Origin of the sequence: Flavobacterium pallidum, assembly GCF_003097535.1 — a bacterium.
Classification (GTDB): Bacteria; Bacteroidota; Bacteroidia; order Flavobacteriales; family Flavobacteriaceae; genus Flavobacterium; species Flavobacterium pallidum.
In genome coordinates, this window is the sequence record NZ_CP029187.1 from 450,503 (window position 1) to 471,406 (window position 20,904).

The 20,904-nt window shown below is 42.9% G+C and carries 20 protein-coding genes; 11 read left to right on the forward strand and 9 right to left on the reverse strand.

Features of this window, described 5'->3' with window-relative positions; translation table 11 throughout:
- Positions 1-7: 7 nt before the first annotated feature.
- Complete coding sequence (locus HYN49_RS01775; protein ID WP_108902517.1) at positions 8-802, reverse strand: DUF2797 domain-containing protein; 795 nt, start codon at positions 800-802, stop codon at positions 8-10.
- A 154-nt stretch (positions 803-956) separates the two neighbouring features.
- On the opposite strand from HYN49_RS01775, the gene HYN49_RS01780 reads away from it, so the two are divergent.
- The 3 genes from HYN49_RS01780 (at position 957) to HYN49_RS01785 (ending at position 5,237) form a co-directional block, all read left to right on the forward strand.
- On the forward strand, positions 957-2,471 hold the full coding sequence (locus HYN49_RS01780; RefSeq protein ID WP_108902518.1) for a GH3 auxin-responsive promoter family protein: 1,515 nt from the start codon (positions 957-959) through the stop codon (positions 2,469-2,471).
- A gap of 49 nt (positions 2,472-2,520) precedes the next feature.
- A complete protein-coding gene (locus tag HYN49_RS15135) occupies positions 2,521-2,673 on the forward strand; it encodes a hypothetical protein (RefSeq protein WP_181368991.1) in 153 nt (50 codons plus the stop codon).
- Between the two features lie 104 nt (positions 2,674-2,777).
- Positions 2,778-5,237, forward strand: a complete 2,460-nt coding sequence (locus HYN49_RS01785) for a TonB-dependent receptor domain-containing protein (RefSeq protein WP_108902519.1) — start codon at positions 2,778-2,780, stop codon at positions 5,235-5,237.
- 73 nt (positions 5,238-5,310) lie between these two features.
- On the opposite strand, the gene clpX is transcribed toward HYN49_RS01785, so the two are convergent.
- The 6 genes from clpX to HYN49_RS01815 form a co-directional block, all read right to left on the reverse strand.
- The gene (gene clpX / locus HYN49_RS01790; protein ID WP_108902520.1) at positions 5,311-6,543 is read right to left on the reverse strand and encodes an ATP-dependent Clp protease ATP-binding subunit ClpX; all 1,233 of its coding nucleotides are present in this window, start codon (positions 6,541-6,543) and stop codon (positions 5,311-5,313) included.
- 68 nt (positions 6,544-6,611) lie between these two features.
- Positions 6,612-7,286, reverse strand: coding sequence for an ATP-dependent Clp endopeptidase proteolytic subunit ClpP (clpP, locus tag HYN49_RS01795; RefSeq protein WP_108902521.1), 675 nt, complete (start codon positions 7,284-7,286; stop codon positions 6,612-6,614).
- Between the two features lie 143 nt (positions 7,287-7,429).
- Complete coding sequence (gene tig, locus HYN49_RS01800; protein ID WP_108904911.1) at positions 7,430-8,755, reverse strand: trigger factor; 1,326 nt, start codon at positions 8,753-8,755, stop codon at positions 7,430-7,432.
- Between the two features lie 86 nt (positions 8,756-8,841).
- Positions 8,842-9,198 carry a phage holin family protein gene (locus tag HYN49_RS01805; protein ID WP_108902522.1) on the reverse strand — a complete coding sequence of 119 codons (357 nt, stop codon included), beginning with the start codon at positions 9,196-9,198 and terminating at the stop codon, positions 8,842-8,844.
- A 1-nt stretch (position 9,199) separates the two neighbouring features.
- Positions 9,200-9,964, reverse strand: coding sequence for an alpha/beta fold hydrolase (locus HYN49_RS01810; RefSeq protein ID WP_108902523.1), 765 nt, complete (start codon positions 9,962-9,964; stop codon positions 9,200-9,202).
- A 171-nt stretch (positions 9,965-10,135) separates the two neighbouring features.
- Positions 10,136-10,849: a pyridoxine 5'-phosphate synthase gene (locus HYN49_RS01815; protein WP_108904912.1), complete on the reverse strand. Its 714-nt coding sequence runs from the start codon at positions 10,847-10,849 to the stop codon at positions 10,136-10,138.
- A gap of 107 nt (positions 10,850-10,956) precedes the next feature.
- Between HYN49_RS01815 and HYN49_RS01820 the strand changes: the two genes are divergently transcribed.
- From HYN49_RS01820 to murI, 8 genes are all read left to right on the forward strand, one after another.
- Entirely contained in the window at positions 10,957-11,616 is a 660-nt protein-coding gene (locus HYN49_RS01820; RefSeq protein WP_108902524.1) for a CBS domain-containing protein, read from the forward strand.
- 90 nt (positions 11,617-11,706) lie between these two features.
- Positions 11,707-12,591 (forward strand): NAD kinase, encoded by an 885-nt coding sequence (locus HYN49_RS01825; RefSeq protein WP_108902525.1) that lies wholly within the window; start codon positions 11,707-11,709, stop codon positions 12,589-12,591.
- 169 nt (positions 12,592-12,760) lie between these two features.
- On the forward strand, positions 12,761-13,444 hold the full coding sequence (gene porG / locus HYN49_RS01830; RefSeq protein WP_108902526.1) for a type IX secretion system protein PorG: 684 nt from the start codon (positions 12,761-12,763) through the stop codon (positions 13,442-13,444).
- A gap of 3 nt (positions 13,445-13,447) precedes the next feature.
- Positions 13,448-14,188 (forward strand): isoprenyl transferase, encoded by a 741-nt coding sequence (locus HYN49_RS01835; RefSeq protein ID WP_108902527.1) that lies wholly within the window; start codon positions 13,448-13,450, stop codon positions 14,186-14,188.
- A complete protein-coding gene (locus HYN49_RS01840; protein WP_108902528.1) occupies positions 14,121-16,877 on the forward strand; it encodes a BamA/OMP85 family outer membrane protein in 2,757 nt (918 codons plus the stop codon). Before HYN49_RS01835 ends, HYN49_RS01840 begins: the two co-directional genes overlap by 68 nt.
- A 30-nt stretch (positions 16,878-16,907) precedes the next feature.
- Positions 16,908-17,948: an OmpH family outer membrane protein gene (locus tag HYN49_RS01845; protein ID WP_108902529.1), complete on the forward strand. Its 1,041-nt coding sequence runs from the start codon at positions 16,908-16,910 to the stop codon at positions 17,946-17,948.
- A gap of 31 nt (positions 17,949-17,979) precedes the next feature.
- Positions 17,980-18,480 carry an OmpH family outer membrane protein gene (locus tag HYN49_RS01850; RefSeq protein ID WP_108904913.1) on the forward strand — a complete coding sequence of 167 codons (501 nt, stop codon included), beginning with the start codon at positions 17,980-17,982 and terminating at the stop codon, positions 18,478-18,480.
- A 71-nt stretch (positions 18,481-18,551) separates the two neighbouring features.
- Complete coding sequence (gene murI / locus HYN49_RS01855) at positions 18,552-19,328, forward strand: glutamate racemase (RefSeq protein WP_108902530.1); 777 nt, start codon at positions 18,552-18,554, stop codon at positions 19,326-19,328.
- Between the two features lie 4 nt (positions 19,329-19,332).
- Here murI and HYN49_RS01860 read toward each other — a convergent pair whose 3' ends face one another.
- The gene (locus HYN49_RS01860) at positions 19,333-19,851 is read right to left on the reverse strand and encodes a gamma carbonic anhydrase family protein (protein WP_108902531.1); all 519 of its coding nucleotides are present in this window, start codon (positions 19,849-19,851) and stop codon (positions 19,333-19,335) included.
- Between the two features lie 63 nt (positions 19,852-19,914).
- On the reverse strand, positions 19,915-20,904 hold the full coding sequence (locus HYN49_RS01865) for a PorP/SprF family type IX secretion system membrane protein (RefSeq protein ID WP_108902532.1): 990 nt from the start codon (positions 20,902-20,904) through the stop codon (positions 19,915-19,917).

Here is a 20,904-nt window from a genome sequence, read left to right on the forward strand (position 1 = left end):
GCTTTTTTTATACTTCAATCGTAACCTTATACCCTTCAAAACCACGTATATTGAATACGGTGCCATCCTGGAAAATCAGGTATTGGCCTTTAATCCCCATTAATTTACCTTTATAGGAAGCTTCCTTATCAAGATTCAGACTGTTGATTTTCTTCGGATATTCCAGCACCGGATATTGCAGTTCATATAAATCGGCTTTATCGATATCAAAATATTCACGGACTTCGCCAGGTAATTTGTCTAAAATCTCATGCCGGTGTGACAGCAGGTCCAAGGATACGATTTCGTTCGTAAGCATTTTGCGCCAATTGGTTTTATCAGAAAAATGCTGTTTCAGCGCGACTTCAGTAATCCCTGCGAGATAACGGTTCGGTACTTCGACAATGGCCAATGCTTTTTCTGCGCCCTGGTCGATCCAGCGTGTAGGCACCTGGGTTTTTCGGGTGACACCCACTTTCACCTCACTTGACAAAGCCAGATACACGATATGCGGTTGCAGCTGCACCCGCGTTTCATAATCCAGATCACGGTCTGCAATGCCTAAATGCGCGGTACTGAGCTCCGGTTTCATAATCCAATCCCCTACCGCAGGACTTGAATAAAAACAATCGTAACAGAAACCCTGGCGATAAATCTTCTTGCTTTTGCTGCAATTGAGGCATTGGTGTCCGGAAAAAGTGATTTCCATATCCTTGCCCAGCAATTGGTTCATGTGCAGGAAATCGTCTGCAAACACGAGGTAATATTGGATCGGGTTACCGAATTCAGTTTGCATTTTTGTAAGGACACCCTGATAGTTCATTGGGAATTATAAATTATGGATTGTGGTTGCGATTACTGAGTTTGGAATTTCGACGCTCAGATTTAATTATTTTCGCTATTTTTGATTGCGATGTAAAGTTATGATTTTGGACTCAATCTATCCAAATTCTTAATTCATAATTCATAATTCAATTATGCCCATACCAATTATCAATTCGGTTGCGTCCTGGATACTTAAGAAACGGATTCATCAGATTGAATTGTTCATTAAATATCCGAACGAGGTACAGGAAGAACTCCTGATGAATCTCGTGCGCAGCGCCGAGAATACCGTTGTGGGAAAAAGCTATGATTTTGAATCCATACGCTCCTATCAGGCTTTTAGCGAGCGGATTCCTGTGGCCACTTACGAAGATCTGGAACCGATGATCGAGCAGACGCGCAAGGGCGGGCAGAATATCTTCTGGAATACCCCAATCAAATGGTTTGCAAAATCGAGCGGTACCACCAATGCCAAGAGCAAATTTATTCCGGTGAGCGGCGAAGCTTTGGAAAACTGCCATTATAAGGCAGCGAAAGATTTGCTTTGCCTGTATTTAAACAACAACGAAGACTCTCAATTGTTTACCGGCAAAAGCTTGAGGCTTGGCGGCAGCAAGCAATTGTATGAGGATAACAATACGTTTTTCGGGGATTTGTCGGCTATTTTGATAGAAAATATGCCGATGTGGGCCGAATTCAGCAGCACGCCCAGCAATCGCGTGTCATTGATGAGCGATTGGGAAATCAAGCTGAAAGCCATTGTCAATGAAACCCGCATGGAAAACGTAACGAGTTTTGCAGGCGTTCCGTCATGGATGCTGGTACTGTTAAACAAAATGCTTGAAGAAACCGGCAGGGACAACCTTTCGGAAATATGGCCGAATGCGGAAGTGTATTTCCACGGCGGCGTGAGTTTTGATCCGTACAGGGACCAATACAAGAAAATCATCCCCAAGACAGATTTCCAGTATTATGAAATCTACAATGCCTCCGAAGGATTTTTTGCGATTCAGGACCTGAATTACTCCAATGATTTGTTGCTGATGCTCGATTATGGCATCTTTTATGAATTCATCCCGATGGAAACGTACGGCACGCCGGAGCAAAAAATCATCCGTTTGTCGGATGTAGAACTGGATAAGAATTACGCCATTATCATCACGACGAATTCGGGATTGTGGCGTTACCAGATTGGTGATACCGTACGCTTCACTTCATTGAATCCATTCCGTATCAGGGTCACGGGCCGCACAAAGCACCATATCAATGTCTTTGGAGAAGAACTGATTATCGAAAATTCAGACAATGCCATTGCAAAAGCCTGCCAGATTACGCGAACCGAAGTCATCGATTACACAGTAGCACCGGTTTTTATGAACGGCAAGGAAAAAGGTGCACACGAATGGATTATTGAATTCCGCCAGCAGCCTGACGATATGACACTCTTCAACAAAGTCCTTGACGAAACGCTGCAATCGCTGAACTCCGATTATGAAGCCAAGCGCTTCAATAATATGACCCTAAAGGAACCTGTTGTGAATATTGCACGCGAAAACCTCTTCTATGACTGGCTCAAACATCAGGATAAACTGGGCGGCCAGCACAAGATTCCACGGCTCTCCAATGAGCGGCATTATGTAGAACAACTGATGCAACTTCAGACTTAACCCTCTGACTGGCACGGTATTTGCATTACCATTTGGAAAATAAAATACTATGAAAAAAAGAACCGCCTTCCTATTATTGGCTTCCGGACTATTGCTCGCTTCCTGCGCCAGCAGCAGTTGGAGTTGCTGTAAACGCTATGTGAAAACGGACAAGGAAAAAACCCGAAAGGCCGATAATCCAAATCAAAAACCATTAGTTTAAAATAATCAATCCTGCTTCGGCGGGATTTTTTTTGATTTATTCGGATGAAACTGTAACAAAATACTCACAATGGTGTCTACTACACCATCATCAATCAATAACCCATGAAATCATCAATCTTTACAGCACTCGTGCTGCTTACGGGCATTTTTGCATCTGCCCAGCAACGCCCGGTCGCAATTGACATCAAATGTCCTTCTGATTTTGTTTCCTGCGAATCGGACACCAACCAGAGAAACATCCTCATTGAACGCACCGGGAATGGTACTACAGAACAGGTCGGTTTGTATGAAACCACGGGCTGCAACTTCTCGACTTCTGTAGCCTTATCCAGCGGGATGTATTATGTGACCGTTTCCGGAGTCGCTTTTGAAACAAAGAAAACGACTTTTGAAGTGACGGAACAAACAAAAACCATTACCATTGACGTTTCCTTAAGCCAAAAAACCAATACCCTGAGTGAAGTTACCGTTTTCGGAAGCCGTAAGCAATTCGTAAAAATCGAATCCGATAAAACCACAGTACGCGTACGCGAAAACGGCATGCTCAACAGCGGCAGCAGCCTTGACGCTGTGAGGAGGCTCCCCGGAGTGGTGAAAGGCCCGGGCGGGAATTTATCGCTGAACGGTAAGGGCGTAAAAATTTACATTGACGGTGTGCCGAGTATACTGACCGGCACTGATCTGGAAAATTATCTGGCTACATTACCCGCCAATGCGATTGAAAAAGTGGAGCTCATTTACAATCCCGGCGCAGCTTATGACGCCAATTCCAGCGGCTCCATCATCAACATTGTCACTTCGTCCAAAAAAATGAAAGGCATTAACGCCAGTTTCAACATCAATTACAACTTCAACAAATACCAAAAGCCAAGTCCGCAAGTGCTCCTGAATGGCAAACAGGGTGATTTAAGCTGGCAGACGATGATCGGGTACAACTACATTGAAGGCGAGAACCGCAACAGGACTTTAACGGAATTCACTTCGTTTAATCCTGCTAAGATCCTGGATAATGACAATAAAGCCGTAAGCACTTTCCGTAATTTTTACTGGAGAACCGGAACCAATTATAAGATCGACGAGAAATCAAACCTGTTGTTCAACTACAACCTGAACCTCGGGAATGACCGTTTCGTGGAGACGCAATCAACTTTGGCGGAAGACATCGACTTCACCAACAACGGCATTGCCAGAACCAAGAACAGCAACAATGAGCTGAGCTTGCAATATAAGCTCAAACTTGACACCATCGGCACAACACTTGATGTGACAGCCTACAGCAACCTGCTTCGCCAGGACCGTGGGCGTAAAGCGATGGCGATTGACAATGGAACGGGCAGTTTCAACAACAGCGACGCCGATTTCAGGATTGACAATTATTACCTGAAATACGACTTCACTTTTCCATTCAAAAATGATTTTTCGGTAAGCACGGGCGGGAAATACAATATGGTAAAAGTCAGTGACCTGGGGCGTTATAATTTTGAAAGCCCAACCGATGATATTTTCGGGTCCGGTAATTTTGCCTCGCTGATCGATTTTGATTACAAGGAAAACAACCTCGCATTTTATGGAGAAGTCCGGAAAAAATACAAAAAATTCAATTTTACCGCCGGATTGCGTTTCGAGGATTACCGTGTGGAAAGGGCGGCGAGCACGATAGCGGACAAGATTGAATTCAACAACACGAATTTCTTCCCGAGCGTGACTTTGATGTATTCTCTGAATGACAATATGAACATTACGTCGTCGTACAGCCGCCGGATTTCGCAACCTGGATATTTTATGATCGACCCGAATAGCAGCAATATTTACAACAAATACAATACTTCGGAAGGAAATGCCACACTGGCTCCGATTTTCTTCAACAATTATGAGTTGAAGTTTACGGCTTTTGATTATGTACAGCTTGGGACCAATTACATGGACATCCGCGACAATACGCAGTTTATCATTTCGGCAAAGGACAACGAACTGGTAAGCAACCGCGAATTCATTTCAATTGCAAAAACGGAGATTTTTAATGCTTATGTGAACTTCCCGATTCCGCTGGATTATTTCTTTAAAGGCAAAGAAGAGTTTACAAAACGGATGAGCACAATTGATAAAATGAATTACATTTTCGTGAATCTCAATTACGGAAAAATGATGACCAAAGGCTACAGCAGCGGCTTCCGTAACCATGGATTGATGACCTACGGTGCCCAATCACAAATCCTTTTACCCTGGGGCATCACCAACAATATGAACTATTTTATCCTGCCAAAAGGGATTTATGAGATTTACCGGATAGACAAACCGATACAGCAATTCGATATTTCGTTCAACAAGGATTTCATGGATAAAAAGCTGAAAGTGGGGTTGCATTGTTTTGATGTTTTCAATGCGAATGAAGTCAACGCTTTTGTAAAAGGCAATAACGTGAATACGCATTTTTATGAAAAGCAGGATTCACGTACGTTCCGCATTTCACTGACCTGGAATTTCGGGAATCAGAAACTGCAGAAGGAAAACACCGATATTAACGTGGATAAAAGCAATCAGGGCGGCGGCATGCTGAAATAGGTTTGATTTATATAGAAAAAACTCCCGTCAGAAAATGTTTCCGGCGGGAGTTTTAATTTTACGCTTAAAGAATTTAAGACGCTATTTCAAGTCGCTTTAAAAGATTCTTATTCAAGGTTTCCTTGGCATAATCCATATCGATTTCAAGATGCTTATCATCAGATCCCGGAAGGTCATACATCGAGTCGGTCAAAATCGCTTCGCATAAGGAACGCAATCCGCGCGCGCCAAGTTTATACTCCAAAGCTTTATCGACAATAAAATCCAAAGCTTCATCAGTAATCGTAAATTCGACTTCATCCATTAAAAACAGTTTTTTATACTGTTTGATCAACGCATTTTTCGGTTCGGTCAGGATTGCACGCAACGTTTCCCTGTCCAATGGGTCCATATGTGTCAATACCGGTAGCCTTCCGATAATTTCAGGGATCAGCCCGAAATCCTTGATATCTTTCGGGATAATGTATTGCAGTAAATTGTCCTTGTCGATATTATCAGAATTCTTCGAAGTACTGTAACCTACAGCCTGTCGATTCATCCTTTTGGAAATGATGCGATCGATGCCATCAAAGGCACCTCCGGCAATAAACAGGATATTCTGTGTATTGACTTCAACGAATTTCTGGTCGGGATGCTTCCTGCCTCCTTTCGGCGGCACATTTACGACCGTTCCTTCAAGGAGTTTCAGCAATGCCTGCTGCACGCCTTCCCCGGAAACATCACGGGTGATGGATGGATTGTCGCTTTTACGCGCAATCTTATCGATCTCGTCAATGAACACGATGCCGCGTTCAGCTTTTGTAACATCGTAATCGGCCGCCTGCAACAAACGGGTAAGGATACTCTCAACATCTTCACCAACGTAGCCTGCCTCAGTCAATACCGTCGCATCGACGATAGCCAATGGGACATCAAGCATTTTGGCGATGGTTTTTGCAACCAGTGTTTTTCCGGTTCCGGTTTGCCCGACCATTATGATGTTGCTTTTTTCGATCTCGACATCATCGTCCTGTTTCTGCTGCATCAACCTTTTATAATGATTGTACACGGCAACCGACATGACTTTTTTGGTCTGGTCCTGCCCTATCACGTATTGATCAAGGAAGGCACGGATTTCCTTTGGTTTCTTAAGAATCAAATCGCCGATGAGTTTTGCACCACCCGCCGATTTAAGTTCCTCAATCACAATGCCATGCGCCTGCTCGATGCATCGGTCACAAATGTGGGCATTAATTCCTGCAATCAGCAGGCTAGTTTCTGGCTTTTTCCTTCCGCAGAATGAACACTCTAATACTTCTTTTGCCATTTGTTTCAGTTGACAGTCGCAGTCGCAGTCTTCAGCCTGTAAACTGAAACTGCGACTGCAAACTAAATTTAGCTTCTCCTCAATACTTCATCAATCATCCCATACTCTTTCGCTTCATCAGCTTTCATCCAGTAGTCGCGCTCACTGTCTTTGTGGACTTTATCAAAAGTCTGGCCTGAATGGTTCGCGATGATATGGTATAATTCTTCTTTCAGTTTCAGCATTTCACGCAGGTTGATTTCCATATCTGTGGCAACACCCTGAGCGCCTCCTGAAGGTTGGTGAATCATCACCCGCGAATGTGGCAATGCCGAACGTTTTCCGGAAGCACCGGCGCAAAGCAATACAGCACCCATCGAAGCTGCCATTCCAGTACAGATTGTAGCTACATCGGGCTTAATATATTGCATGGTATCGTAAATTCCGAGTCCGGCATAAACGCTTCCACCCGGAGAATTGATATAAATCTGAATGTCTTTTGATGCATCGGCGCTTTCCAGGAACAGCAATTGTGCCTGCACAATATTTGCAATCTGGTCGTCAATTCCTGTACCGAGGAAGATGATCCTGTCCATCATCAGCCTTGAAAACACATCAAGCTGAGAGATGTTCAGTTGTCTTTCCTCGATAATATATGGGGTCATATTGGTCGGGGTCATCGCGCCGACAATCTTGTCGTAATACATGGCGTTTACACCCTGGTGCTTGGTGGCAAACTTTTTGAATTCTTTTCCGTAATTCATAATTTATGTTGTAATTAGATTAAATTTAAAGCTAAAACGTTGGAACGCGGTGTTTCTTACAAATTCTGTTCCAAAACTTTTAAAATAATAAAAAGCGCCAGAACTGACATTCTGACGCTCAAATATAATCATTTTTATCACAATTATTCTCCGTACGAAGCAGCGATAAACTGGTCGTAAGTCACTTCTTTCACGTCGTGTTTCACCACTTCTTTGTAAAGATTCAGCATTTTTTCGCTCATCACCTGATCGGAAAGCCTCTTGATTTCTTCCTGGTTTGACAATACACGCGCTACAATTCCATCAACATCGGCATCGCTTGGATCCATTTGACCGAACTGTGCCATTTGCTTGCGGATCATCTGCGCGGTGTAATCTTTCAACTCTTCAAAAGTAATCTGCAGGTTATTTTGCGACATTACTTTTCCTTCAATCAATTGGTAACGCAGGCCTTTTTCAGATTTTGCGTACTCTTCTTCAGCCTGCTCCGCATTCAAGCGCGTTTCACCAACGGTTTGGATCCATTTTTTTAGGAAAGCTGACGGAAGCTCGAATTTGGTATTGTTCAAAAGGTATTCGGTTACATCATTCAGGAACTTTTGGTTTGCCTGGGATTCGAATTGTGTTTCGGCATCCTGCTTGATTTTTGCCTTGATTTCTTCCACCGAAGATACGTTTCCTTCGCCGAAAAGCTTGTCGAACAATTCCTGGTTCATCTCTGCCAATTCTGCAGTATGGATTTCCTCAATCGTGAAATCAACATCGATATCCAGACCGTGAACATCGTCATGCGACACTTTCAGGTAGTCCATCAATTGATGGTCATCAGGAAACAATCCTTTGGTATTCAGCGTCACCACATCACCCGTTTTTTTTCCGAGGAATTTATCAGCTTGCTTTTTATCTTTAAATACATCAAGCGTAAATTGTGCAGGATTGCTGATGCCTTTTTCAGTATTATTGAAAGTTCCGGCGATGTCATCTCCGGCTTCCACAGTGTCTTTGGAAATCAGTTTCCCGTATTGCTTGCGGATCCTTGTGATCTGGTCGTCGAGCATCTTGTCGTCGGCGACGATCTTATATTGTGTCAGGTTTTTGGCTGAGGAAAGGTCGATGTCGAACGCCGGGGTAAGTCCCAGCTCAAAATCAAAAGCATAGTCTTCAGCATCCCAATTGAAATTTTCGTCAGCCTTGGGTAGCGGATTTCCAAGGATATCAAGCTTTTCTTCCTGAAGGAACCTGTTCAGGTTTTCCTGAAGGATTTTATTGACTTCTTCAAGCAAAACCGCTTTTCCATATTGCTTTTTGATCATGCTCATAGGCACGGCACCTTTACGAAACCCAGGGATCGAAGCGGTTTTGGCATAATTTTTCAAAACCGAATCTACCTTAGGGGCATAATCGTCTTTACTCACTTCAACGGTAACGATGGCATTTAAATCGTCAATATTTTTCTTTGTGATCTTCATGTTTTTGTTCATAAAATTGGGCGCAAAATTAGCACATTTTTGGAAGCCCTACAAATTTTAATATTTTCTTGGGAATCGATGGCCATCTATTTCTTTTCGTCCGTAAGCCTGAATAAAACCGATTGGCAGACAGATAATAGTATACTGAATATAAACGCAGTCATAAATCCGTCCACATGGAAATTCCCAAGGCGATAGGTCTGGAACAGGTTCGAGCAAAGCATAATGATCAGCGCATTGATGACGAGCAGGAACAGGCCGAGCGTAAATAATGTCACCGGAAGCGTCAGCAATACCAATATCGGTTTTACGAAAAGGTTGAGCAGCCACAATACAAAAGCCACGACAAGCGAGGTGCGGAAATCCTGCACATGCACGCCGGGCAGATTCGATAAAAGCAATACCAGAACGGCAGTCAGTAATAGCCTGAGGATGTATTTCATTTTATTTTCTCAAAAAGTTTATGGTGGATTCAAAAAAGTCTTTTGGGTTTTCAGCGTGAAGCCAATGACCCGCATTTTTTATCGTAACAATTTCCGACTGTGGAAAATGATGACGGATTGTCGGCATATCATCATCACAGATGTAATGTGACTTTTCACCTTTCAGGAACAAGGTGGGTTTTGTAAAGATGGCATTTGCCGAAAGCGCCTCACCAATGACATCAATGGAATCATTGAATGCCCTGAGGTTAAAACGGAAACCCAATTGTCCTGGTTGTTCCCAATACAGGCTTTTCATGAGGAATTGCCGTGTCCCGAAATCAGGAACGTATTGCGCAAGGATATCGTCCACTTCCTGCCTTGTCGGTTTTTTCGAAAAATCGACGGAATTTAGTGCTTTCATGATGTCCTGGTGGTGCGGTGCATAATATCGAGGCGCGATGTCGGCAATGACCAGTTTGCGGACGCTGTCCGAATATTGGGTGGCATAAAACATCGCTATTTTCCCACCCATAGAATGCCCTATGATATCGACAGCGCCAAGGTTATTGAAGCGGATGTATTCTGCAATATCGCCCACCATGGCGGCATAAGTAAAGTCTTGAGAATGCAGGCTGCGGCCGTGGTTGCGCATGTCTAAGGCATGGACCTGGAAACCTTCGGCGGCATATTGCCCGGAAAGGGTTTTCCAGTTGTCGGACATGCCGAGGAATCCGTGGAGGATTAAGAGTGGTTGGCCGGTGCCTTCTGTTTTTGAATATAACATGGATTGGGATTTGGAATCTGGAATTTGAAATTTCTCCGGTTTGCGTGAGGGATGGAAGCGGCATCCTTTTTTAATCCCGGAGGGTTAAAAAAGATAGAGCGGACAGCCCGACGGCGGCTACTTCAAACCGTGACTGCGACTGTGACTCATCAAAGCCGCCGGCACGCCCTACTATTTTAACTTCTGTAAATACATATTCACGACATTTTCAAGCCCAAGGTACAATGACTCGGAAATCAGTGCGTGACCAATCGACACTTCCAATAATCCCGGAATATTTTCCTTAAAAAATTTAATGTTTTCGAGACTTAAATCATGACCCGCATTAAGTCCGAGTCCGAGTTCATTAGCCAAAACAGCGGCTTCGTAATATGGCTTAACCGCATCTTTATTGCCCAAACCGTATTGGTGCGCAAAGGCTTCGGTATACAATTCAATGCGGTCCGTTCCGATGGCTTTGGCACCTTCGACCATTTTATTGACAGGATCGGTAAAAATTGATACGCGGATACCGTTGCGTTGGAATTCCTGTGTCATTTCAGTCAGGAAACTTTTGTGCTTTATAGTGTCCCAGCCGGCATCGGAGGTAATGGCATCGACGGCATCGGGAACCAAAGTGACCTGGTCCGGCTTCACTTCGAGCACCAAATCGACGAAGCTTTTCTCGGGATTCCCTTCGATGTTGTATTCGGTGTAAACGATGGCTTTAAGGTCACGCGCATCCTGGTAACGGATGTGCCGCTCGTCCGGACGCGGATGGATCGTAATGCCCTGTGCCCCGAAACGCTGGATGTCTGTAGCGACTTTAAGCAGGTCGGGCACATTGCCACCGCGTGCATTGCGGAGCGTCGCGATTTTATTGATATTCACGCTTAATTTGGTCATGGTCATACTTTTGGCATGATAAATGCGGTTATGGCTTACAAAAATACAAAGTTAAAGCAGGTGTTTTGTACTAAAATTTGATTAATTTGCACTTGAATTTATTTGCTATGAATACCATTACAGATTTTATAAACCGGGACTTCCGCCCGATTGACAGTAAAGATACGATTGCTGAAGTGCTGGATTTTTTTGCCGATGTGAATTTTTCGCATTTTCCTGTTACTGAAGAAGGCATTTACATTGGAAGTGTTTCCGCGGAAGATGTGGAGACCTTCGAGCCGGAAAAAACCCTGGCGAATTACCGTTATGCCATCGAAGTGTTTTTTGCACGCACGACCACAAACTGGTTTGACGTGCTTGAAGTTTTTGCGAGAAACCATACTGATGTGGTGCCGGTTTTGGATGCAGAAAACAAATATGCAGGATATTATGAGATTTCCGATATCGTCAAATTTTTCAACGACACGCCATTTTTAAAAGATCCGGGCGGCATTATTGTTGTTGAAAAAGGCATACTCGACTATTCGATGGGACAGGTCGTGCAGATCGTGGAAAGCAATAACGCCAAAATCCTCGGCACGTTCGTCTCAGGATCTACAAATGACACCATACAGATTACAGTGAAGATTGCGATGGGCAGTATCAATGAAATCATCCAGACTTTCAGGCGTTATGATTACGAAATCATTTCGGAGCATAATGAAGACAATTACCTGAACAGTTTGAAGGAGCGTTCTGATTATCTGGACAAATACCTTAATATATAAATGAGATAATGAATCAATTAGAAAATGAGATTATTATTTGACCACGCAACTTCCGTTTTCTAATTTTCTAATTAACCTGTTATCTAATTGATGAAAGTCGCCATCTACGGACAATATTACCAAAACAGCACTGAGCCGATCATCCGGGACATTTTCGTGTTCTTCAACGAAAACCAGGTGGAAATGGTCATTGAGGCGGAGTTCCTGAAGATGCTTTATGAGAAAGAACTTATCAAAAAAAGCTACAAGACTTTCAATTCTTACACTGAATTAGATTCCTCTTTCGACATGATGATCAGCATCGGTGGTGATGGAACGATTTTACGCGCTGCGACTTTGGTGCGGGATTCCGGCATACCTATTTTAGGTATCAATGCGGGAAGGCTGGGCTTTCTGGCCATGGTTCAGAAAGAAAGCATTTCGACTTTTATGCAATTCGTGATTGACCGGAATTACACGCTTTCGCCAAGGACACTCTTAAGCCTTGAATCAGAACCTGCCAATCCTGATATTGAAAGCATCAATTTTGCAATGAATGAAATTTCGGTGAGCCGTAAGGACACCACTTCGATGATCACCATTGACACGTATCTGGATGGTGAATTCCTGAATTCATATTGGGCAGATGGCTTGATCATTGCGACACCAACCGGTTCTACAGGCTATTCCATGAGCTGCGGCGGCCCGATTCTGACGCCTAACGTTGAAAGCCTTGTGATCACGCCTATAGCACCACACAACCTCAATGCCCGACCGTTGGTAATTCCGGACAAGACCGAAATCCGCCTGAAGGTTTCCGGGCGTGAGGAACAATATCTGGTGTCACTGGACTCCAGGATTGCATCCGTTAAAAATGAGTCCAGCCTGATTATCCGAAAAACCCCTTTCAGCATAAACATGGTCGAGATACCAGGCGAGACCTTCCTGAAAACCCTGCGCAACAAACTCCTTTGGGGCGAAGACAAGCGGAATTAAAAGTTAATTTCCCGCACCGTTTATACGATTACACACCGTCTTTTCGTTTAAGAGGCTTCCGGAAACGTTCCGGACTAATCTTTATTGGCCTAAATAAAAGTCAGATTTGACTGCATAAGCGATTGATTAGTACTCATAATTGTTATATTTGCACGCTGTTTTGAAAAGAATGAAGAGATTATTTCCGACGCTTATCTGCTTTTGTATGGTTTCACTGATGCAGGCACAAATCCACGAAGTTGGGCTATTTGCCGGTGCCAGTAATTTCATAGGCGATGTCGGACCCACCAATTACATCAACCCGAATGAGCCTGCGCTGGGTATTTTATACAAATGGAACCGCAGCCCGAGACATTCCTGGAGAGCGTCGTTTACGTATGCCAAACTGGCTTCAGATGATGCCAACTCCAAAGTTCCCGGAAGGCATGATCGTGGTTATTCGTTTGATAACAGCATAAAAGAATTATCATTGGGACTGGAATTTGATTTTTTTGAATTTGACCTGCACGATCTCCGCAGGCAGATGACTCCTTATATATATGGCGGCATCAGTTATTTCAGGTATGATTCACAGTATGTTCAGAACGGCACAACACGCGTTGACGACCAGAGCAACTCGCTTGCCATACCGATGGTTGTGGGTGTAAAAAGCAATATTACCCCTAAACTGATTCTTGGTTTTGAAATCGGGGCGCGCTACACTTTCGCTGATGATATCGACGGGAGCACCCCGAAGAATGAGCAATACAAGCCACTGCAATTCGGAAATATAAACAGCAACGACTGGTATGTATTTACCGGCTTTACACTTACTTATACCTTTGGGAATTCCCCTTGCTTTTGCCCGGAATAAATTATGGATTTGAAGGATACGATAAATAAAACACAATTACCCAAACACATCGCCATCATTATGGACGGCAACGGGCGTTGGGCAAAAAAACAGGGATTTATCAGGGCACTCGGGCACGAAAGCGGCACGAAATCTGTAAAGGTTGTGGTTGAAACCTGTGCAAAACTTGGCATTGAAAACCTCACATTATACGCTTTTTCCACTGAAAACTGGAACCGTCCCAAACTTGAAGTCCAGGCATTGATGAAAATCCTGATCAATTCCCTTAAAAACGAGGTGAAAACGCTTCAGCAAAACAACATCAGGCTCAACTCGATCGGGAACCTGGACAAACTTCCAAAATCGGCACAGAAGCAACTTTTAGAAGTCATTAACAAGACCAAAGACAACACCAGGATGACCTTAACGCTGGCATTAAGCTATGGCTCAAGGGACGAAATCATCTCGGCAGTCCGCGATATCAGCAGTAAAGTTAAAAATAATATAATTTCAATTGACGCTATTGACGAATCAATTATTAATCAGCATCTTTACACGCAAAATTTACCGGATGTAGATTTATTGATCAGGACCAGCGGCGAACACCGCATCAGTAATTTCCTGCTTTGGCAGATCGCTTACGCAGAATTATATTTTACGGATATTTTATGGCCGGATTTTACAGAACAGGATTTATATGAGGCCATTATCAGCTACCAGAGTCGCGAGCGGAGATTTGGAAAAACAAGTGAACAAATTAAATAATTTTTTAGTGTTAAACAAAAGCATAAAACTACTCCTTACCATATTATTTCTTGGAAGTATTTCCCCGGTACTCGCACAGGAGGATGAAGACAGAATCCCATTTGAACAAGGAACGCCTTATTATCTAGCCAATATTGATGTCACCGGAAAGATAAGCTACAACCAGCAGACGGTGATTACTTTTACGGGCCTTGAAAAAGGGCAGCGCATTACCGTTCCGGGTGAAGAAATCAGCAATGCGGTGAAGAAACTTGGGAAACTCGGGCTTTTTAACGACATTAATTTTTATGTGAATAAAATTGAGGGTGACAGCATCTACCTGGAGCTGAACATCAATGAGTTGCCAAAGCTCAGCGAGCCCAAAATTGCCGGCGTTAAAAAATCAAAAGCGGAGACTTTAATCAAAGATACCAAGCTTACCAAAGGCATGGTCGTCAATGAGAACCTTATTACCACTACAAAAAATTACATTGAAAATAAATACCGCAAAGACGGTTATTACAACGCTAAGGTCAATATCAATACCGAAGCAGATACGACTGCAAATCAGGTAAAAATGTTCATCCGGATTGACAAGGGCGACAAGGTAAAAATCAGTGAAATCAATTTTACAGGTAACGAAAAACTTTCGGATGCGAGGCTGCGCAAAGCCATGAAAAACACCAAGGTGAAAAATCCAATCCGCATTTTCAAGGCCTCGAAGTTTATTGCTGCAAAATACGAAGAGGATCTCGAGAACATTATCTCAAAATATAAGGAAAAGGGCTACCGTGATGCGCGCATCATTTCGGACAGTGTGTCTTATGATAAAAAGAAGAACAAGATTGCCATCAACATCAAGCTCGAAGAAGGTAATAAATATTATTTCGGAAATATCAAGTTCCTCGGAAACACCATTTACACAGACCAGGGACTGAACCGCAAGCTCGGGATCAAAAAAGGCGATACTTATAATGGTGTCCTTCTGGAAAAAAGGATTGCCGACAAATCAAAGCCGGATGCTGATGATATTACGAATCTATATCAAAACAACGGCTACCTTTTTTCGACTATAAATGCCGTGGAAACCCGTACTTATAACGACACCATAGATTTCGAAATCAGGATTATGGAAGGGCCGCTGGCTTATTTCAATAAAATTTCCGTCGTTGGGAATGACAAAACAAATGACAAGGTAATTTACCGTGAATTGCTTACGCATCCCGGCGACAAATACAGCAAGCAAGCACTCGTAGAAACCATCCGGGAAATCGGACAATTGGGCTTTTTCGATCCTGAAGCCATTGAACCGAAGTTCAAGAATGTGGATCCGGCAGCCGGAACCGTAGACATTGAATACAATCTTGTTGAAAAAGGCTCCAGCCAGATCGAACTTCAGGGTGGTTATGGCGGCGGCGGTTTCATCGGGACACTCGGATTGTCATTCAACAACTTCTCGATGCGAAACCTCTTCAATAAAGAAGCTTACAAACCTATTCCTATGGGGGACGGTCAGCAGGTGTCGTTAAGGCTGCAGGGAAGCAGTTATTTCCAGACTTACAGTCTTTCGTTTGCCGAGCCTTGGTTTGGCGGCAAAAAGCCGGTCCGCTTCAACACTTCGTTATCATACAGCAAGCAATTCCTGAATAACTATGCATCGAATTCTGTAGACAGGAGCCGTAGCTTTAACATCATTTCGCTGTCAGTTGGTTTAGGCAAGAGGCTTACCGTTCCCGATAATTCCTCTTATTTCACGCAATCGTTGAGCTTCCAGTATTACGATCTTAACAATTACAACACCGGACTCTTTACTTTCGGTAACGGATCTTCCAGAAACTTTGCTTATACGGTCGAAGTAAAAAGGAACAATAAAGGATTTAACCCTATCTTCCCGACATACGGATCGGAATTCAGCCTTTCGCTGAAACTTACACCGCCATATTCCTTAATTAATGGTATTGATTATGGAAAACTCGGTGACCTGCAGGAAAACAAGCTTCGTTACAACGAAACACAGATTGTGGACAGGGCAACTGGTGAACCTGGCCCTTCAGTTGGGGCTTACCTCGCTGAGACAGATATTGAAGGCCATTACAAGGTCGTAGATGATTACACCAAAGCGAGTCCGGACCAATCGAAAATAGACCAGGAAAAGTTCAAATGGCTTGAATATTATAAAATTAAATTCAAAGCCGATTGGTATACCAAAATTTATGGTAATTTAGTGCTCCGTTCATTGGCTGAGTTCGGTTTCTTAGGAAATTATAACAGTGAAAGAGGGAATGTTCCGTTTGAACGTTTTTACATCGGAGGAGATGGTCTGGCGAATTTCGCGCTTGACGGAAGGGAAACCATTCAGTTAAGAGGGTATCCAAACCAATCGCTGACACCTATTGACGATAAGAATAACCAGAACGGTGCAACAATTTATAACAAATTTTCGTTTGAGCTGAGATATCCGTTAACTTTGAAAAATCAGGCATCTATCTATGCGCTCACCTTCTTCGAAGCAGGAGCTGGTTACGACAGGGATTCAGGCAAAAGGTACAATCCATTTGTGCTGCAGCGTTCAGCCGGTTTCGGATTAAGGGTATTCATGCCAGCGTTCGGTTTGCTTGGGATTGATTTCGGCCATGGATTCGACGCAGTTGAAGGCGGCACGGGCAAGAACGGATGGGAAACACATTTCATCATAGGCCAGCAATTTTAATATTGCAGCCATTTTAATACAAATAAAAGTATGAAAAGACATTTTTTAGTATTGATTTTGATTCTTACTGCAACATTACATAGTCATGCACAAGGCGCAAAAGGTGTCCGGATTGGTTACATTGATATGGAATATATCCTGCAAAATGTTCCCGATTATCTTGAGGCTAAAAACCAATTGGAACTGAAAGCCCAAAAGTGGAAGACCGAAATGGAAGCCAAAAAGAATGAAATCAATAAACAAAAAGACAATCTAAAAACCGAAAGGGCGCTGCTGACGAAAGAACTTCTGGCAGAGCGCGAAGAAGAAATCGCTTTTCTCGAAACGGAACTATCCGATTACCAGCAAAAGAAATTCGGTCCTACCGGTGAACTTGTAGTACAGAAAGCTGTTTTGGTAAAGCCAATCCAGGACCAGGTTTTTACAGTAGTTCAGGATATTGCAGAAGCGAAAAAATATGATTTCGTATTTGATAAATCATCGGATATGACCATGATTTTTTCGGCAAAAAGATTTGACATGAGTGATTTGGTAATCCGCAAATTATCAAGGGCGGCGAATCGCGATAAGAAGTCTAAAAAAGAACTTAAGGAAGACGAGATACAGGAATATAAAGAGAGCCTTGAGGACAACCCAACCATGCTTGACAGGCAGAAAAAACTGGACGAACGTAAAGCACAACGTGAAAAACTGGTAGCGGACCGTAAAGCAGCCGCCGAAGCCAAAAAAGCGGAAGCAGCTGAGAAAAGGCAGCAATTACAGGATGGAAAAGCCGCTAAAAAAACGGAAGGGGCTACTGAAAAAGGTACTGGCGCTGACGATACAAAAACCAATGCAACTGCCGAAAAAACAGAGAAGCAAACTACCGTGAGGGACAGCATCGCTACAAACCGGGAAGCAGCAAGGCAAGTCACCGCAGATGCCAAGGCCAAAACGCTTGAAGAACGCAAAAAAGCCCTGGAAGAAAAGAAAGCAAAAACACAGGCAGACCGTGAGGCTGCTAAAAAAGCAAGAGAAGAAAAAACAAAAAAGAAGGACTCCGTACCTTCGACACCAAATAATAACGATTAAAATTTAATTACTTACTTAATATTTAAAAATGATGAAACAATTGAAAACTTTACTAATTGCTGCTGTCTTATTTGTTAGTGCAAGCCAGGTAGCGACTGCACAAGCCAAATCGGCACACGTAGATGTTAGTGAAATAATGTCGAAAATGCCTGCTATGCTTGAGGCACAAAAGCAATTGGAGAAATTAAGCCAGACTTATCAGGCCGATTATAAAACAATGGGTGACGAGTATAATGCCAAACTGAAAAAATATGCAGCTGAAGTGGATTCAGTGTCGCAAAAGATGAATGAGGAGCGCCAGAAAGAAGTTGCCGACATGGAAAAAAGAATCGGTGAATTCGGACAGACAGCCCAAAAAGAACTACAAACAAAAGAAGCGGACCTGATGAAGCCAATCGAGGATAAAATCAAAACTGCCATCCAGAAAGTAGGCAAAGCCAAAGGATACCAATACGTATTTAATTCAGCAGGGCTTTTACTTGCTGACGGTCCGGACCTTACAGTTGATGTAAAGAAAGAACTGGGATTCTAAGAAATATATCAAAAAATGATGACTGCTCTTCCGGCGTTTCGGACTGAGCAGTTTTTTTTTACATTTGTTTCATGCAGAACAACAACCCCATCGGATTATTTGACTCGGGAATAGGAGGAACCTCTATCTGGAAAGAAATCCACCAACTTCTACCCGGCGAAAGCACTATATACCTTGCTGACAGTAAAAATGCGCCTTACGGGCAAAAGTCAAAGGACGAAATTATTGCATTAAGTCAAAAAAATACGGAATACCTACTCGAACGAAATGCCAAACTGATTGTAGTGGCCTGTAACACGGCGACGACCAACGCCATCAAGGAATTGCGTGCCAGATATGATGTGCCGTTCATTGGGATTGAACCGGCGATAAAACCCGCAGCATTGCATTCAAACACTCAGAAAATCGGGATATTGGCTACCAAAGGTACGTTGAGTAGCGAGCTTTTTAACAAAGCCGTCGAAACACATCAAAATACTACCATCATCGAACAGGTAGGGCATGGTTTAGTACAGCTTATTGAAAACGGTGATATTGATTCTCCTGAAATGTCCGGATTGCTGCAAACCTACCTTACGCCAATGATTCAGGCCAATATCGATTATTTGGTTTTAGGCTGCAGCCATTACCCGTACCTGATACCACAAATCAGGAAAATATTGCCTGCACATATTAAAATCATAGATTCCGGCGAAGCAGTGGCGAGGCAGACAAAAAACGTGCTTATCGAGAAAGTCGGGCTGAGGCATGGTGATTACCCTGAAATCGTCTTTTACACCAATGCAGAACCGAAAGTCCTGAATGATATCCTTGACAATCAATATAAGGTTATTTACGACGATTTTTAGGCATTTATTCTTCGTTTTTAAACCATCCCGAATACATCACGTAATTGTTCGAGATACGTTCGATTTCGCCTCCAAAATCGGATTGGTTGATTTCCTTGACCTTTTTCGCAGGGACTCCTGCATATATTGATCCGGATTCTACCCTAGTGTTTTGTGTTATCACGGCTCCGGCAGCCACAATAGCATTGCTTTCTACTACACAGCCATCCATTACTATGGCACCCATACCAATCAGGACATTATCATGCAGCGTACAGCCATGCACGATCGCATTATGTCCTATAGACACATTATTACCAATCACAGTGGCATGTTTCTGGTAAGTACAATGAATAATGGCACCATCCTGTATATTGACCTTATTGCCAACGGTGATGGAATGCACATCGCCACGTACCACTGCGTTGAACCAGACACTGCAGGAATGCCCGAAGCTTACATCGCCAACGATTGTAGCATTTTCGGCCACATAACAATCTTCAGGTATTAAAGGAGATTTGCCGTTTACAGATTTTATAATCATAAGTTTTTATAAAAAAAGAAGTCCCGATATAAAATCGGGACTGAATTAATATCAACACTAAAATTAATTAATTGCAGGGCAGTTACAATCGTATTTCTCCCTTGTACAGAACAGGTTGACACCAAGGGTAATTTGGTGAAACCCACCCTGATCGAATTTAACATCACCAATCAGGTGAGAGTAGGTATAAGATACCATATAGCTTTTGAAATTCAAACCAATGATAGGCGTGACGTATTGAAGCCTTTGTGTAGAAACCGAGCCGTTATTTTCAAATTCTGCAGCATCGAAACTCCTCCTGTAAGAAAGGCCTCCCCACAATTTTCCGAATTCTAAATCCTTGTACGCTTTGATGTTAAGGTCAATGGTTTTTTCCTTGGTTTCATCAACCAATTGAAAAAGGAATGACGGCTCCCACTGGATGCGGTCACTATCCCCAAAAACATATCCTGCGCTAAGTAATAATTTCCTCAAATTGTCCGACTCAATATCTGAATAGATGTCCCTTTTACTGGCCAATGCGTTTTTCACGGTAAGATGCGCATAAAACTCAAGATAGTTATAAGACGCACCAAGATCTACGTTGAAATACGAATCCTTTTGGATAATCCCACCGATAACCGGGTCATAGTCGACAAATTTAGTTTCATCAAGCTCAGCCTGAACCAATCCTGCACTAATACCAAATGAAAGCTGGTTCAAGTCCACCTCACTTCTTGAAAACATCAGGTGGTATGCGAAAGTTGCCTTGAAACCTTTTTGGGAATGGTACCCATTTTTATCATTGAAAACGATTAAACCACCTCCGGTCTTATCGCCTAATTTTCCATTAAAACTTAACGTTTGCAATGCAGGAGCATCTTCCTGGCCAAACCACTGCTGACGCGCAGTAAGCCTGATTTTGGCACAATTCGCAGCACCAGCCATAGATGGGTGAATCAAATAATAATTGTCTGATAAATAATCCGAATAAACTGCGACTCCTTCTTGCGAAAATGAAAATTTTGATATTAACAATAAGATTAATACTAAATATCTCTTTTTAAAATTCAT

Coding starts and splice junctions, on each gene's coding strand:
- porG (WP_108902526.1), top strand. CDS start 12,761: ATGAAGAGATTATTTCCGACGCTTATCTGCTTTTGTATGGTTTCACTG.
- HYN49_RS01775 (WP_108902517.1), bottom strand. CDS start 802: ATGAACTATCAGGGTGTCCTTACAAAAATGCAAACTGAATTCGGTAAC.
- HYN49_RS01815 (WP_108904912.1), bottom strand. CDS start 10,849: ATGACCAAATTAAGCGTGAATATCAATAAAATCGCGACGCTCCGCAAT.
- tig (WP_108904911.1), bottom strand. CDS start 8,755: ATGAAGATCACAAAGAAAAATATTGACGATTTAAATGCCATCGTTACC.
- HYN49_RS01780 (WP_108902518.1), top strand. CDS start 957: ATGCCCATACCAATTATCAATTCGGTTGCGTCCTGGATACTTAAGAAA.
- HYN49_RS01820 (WP_108902524.1), top strand. CDS start 10,957: ATGAATACCATTACAGATTTTATAAACCGGGACTTCCGCCCGATTGAC.
- HYN49_RS01865 (WP_108902532.1), bottom strand. CDS start 20,904: ATGAATTTTAAAAAGAGATATTTAGTATTAATCTTATTGTTAATATCA.
- HYN49_RS01840 (WP_108902528.1), top strand. CDS start 14,121: ATGAGGCCATTATCAGCTACCAGAGTCGCGAGCGGAGATTTGGAAAAA.
- HYN49_RS01785 (WP_108902519.1), top strand. CDS start 2,778: ATGAAATCATCAATCTTTACAGCACTCGTGCTGCTTACGGGCATTTTT.
- HYN49_RS01825 (WP_108902525.1), top strand. CDS start 11,707: ATGAAAGTCGCCATCTACGGACAATATTACCAAAACAGCACTGAGCCG.
- HYN49_RS01860 (WP_108902531.1), bottom strand. CDS start 19,851: ATGATTATAAAATCTGTAAACGGCAAATCTCCTTTAATACCTGAAGAT.
- HYN49_RS01810 (WP_108902523.1), bottom strand. CDS start 9,964: ATGTTATATTCAAAAACAGAAGGCACCGGCCAACCACTCTTAATCCTC.
- HYN49_RS01850 (WP_108904913.1), top strand. CDS start 17,980: ATGAAACAATTGAAAACTTTACTAATTGCTGCTGTCTTATTTGTTAGT.
- HYN49_RS15135 (WP_181368991.1), top strand. CDS start 2,521: ATGAAAAAAAGAACCGCCTTCCTATTATTGGCTTCCGGACTATTGCTC.
- clpP (WP_108902521.1), bottom strand. CDS start 7,286: ATGAATTACGGAAAAGAATTCAAAAAGTTTGCCACCAAGCACCAGGGT.
- HYN49_RS01805 (WP_108902522.1), bottom strand. CDS start 9,198: ATGAAATACATCCTCAGGCTATTACTGACTGCCGTTCTGGTATTGCTT.
- murI (WP_108902530.1), top strand. CDS start 18,552: ATGCAGAACAACAACCCCATCGGATTATTTGACTCGGGAATAGGAGGA.
- HYN49_RS01835 (WP_108902527.1), top strand. CDS start 13,448: ATGGATTTGAAGGATACGATAAATAAAACACAATTACCCAAACACATC.
- HYN49_RS01845 (WP_108902529.1), top strand. CDS start 16,908: ATGAAAAGACATTTTTTAGTATTGATTTTGATTCTTACTGCAACATTA.
- clpX (WP_108902520.1), bottom strand. CDS start 6,543: ATGGCAAAAGAAGTATTAGAGTGTTCATTCTGCGGAAGGAAAAAGCCA.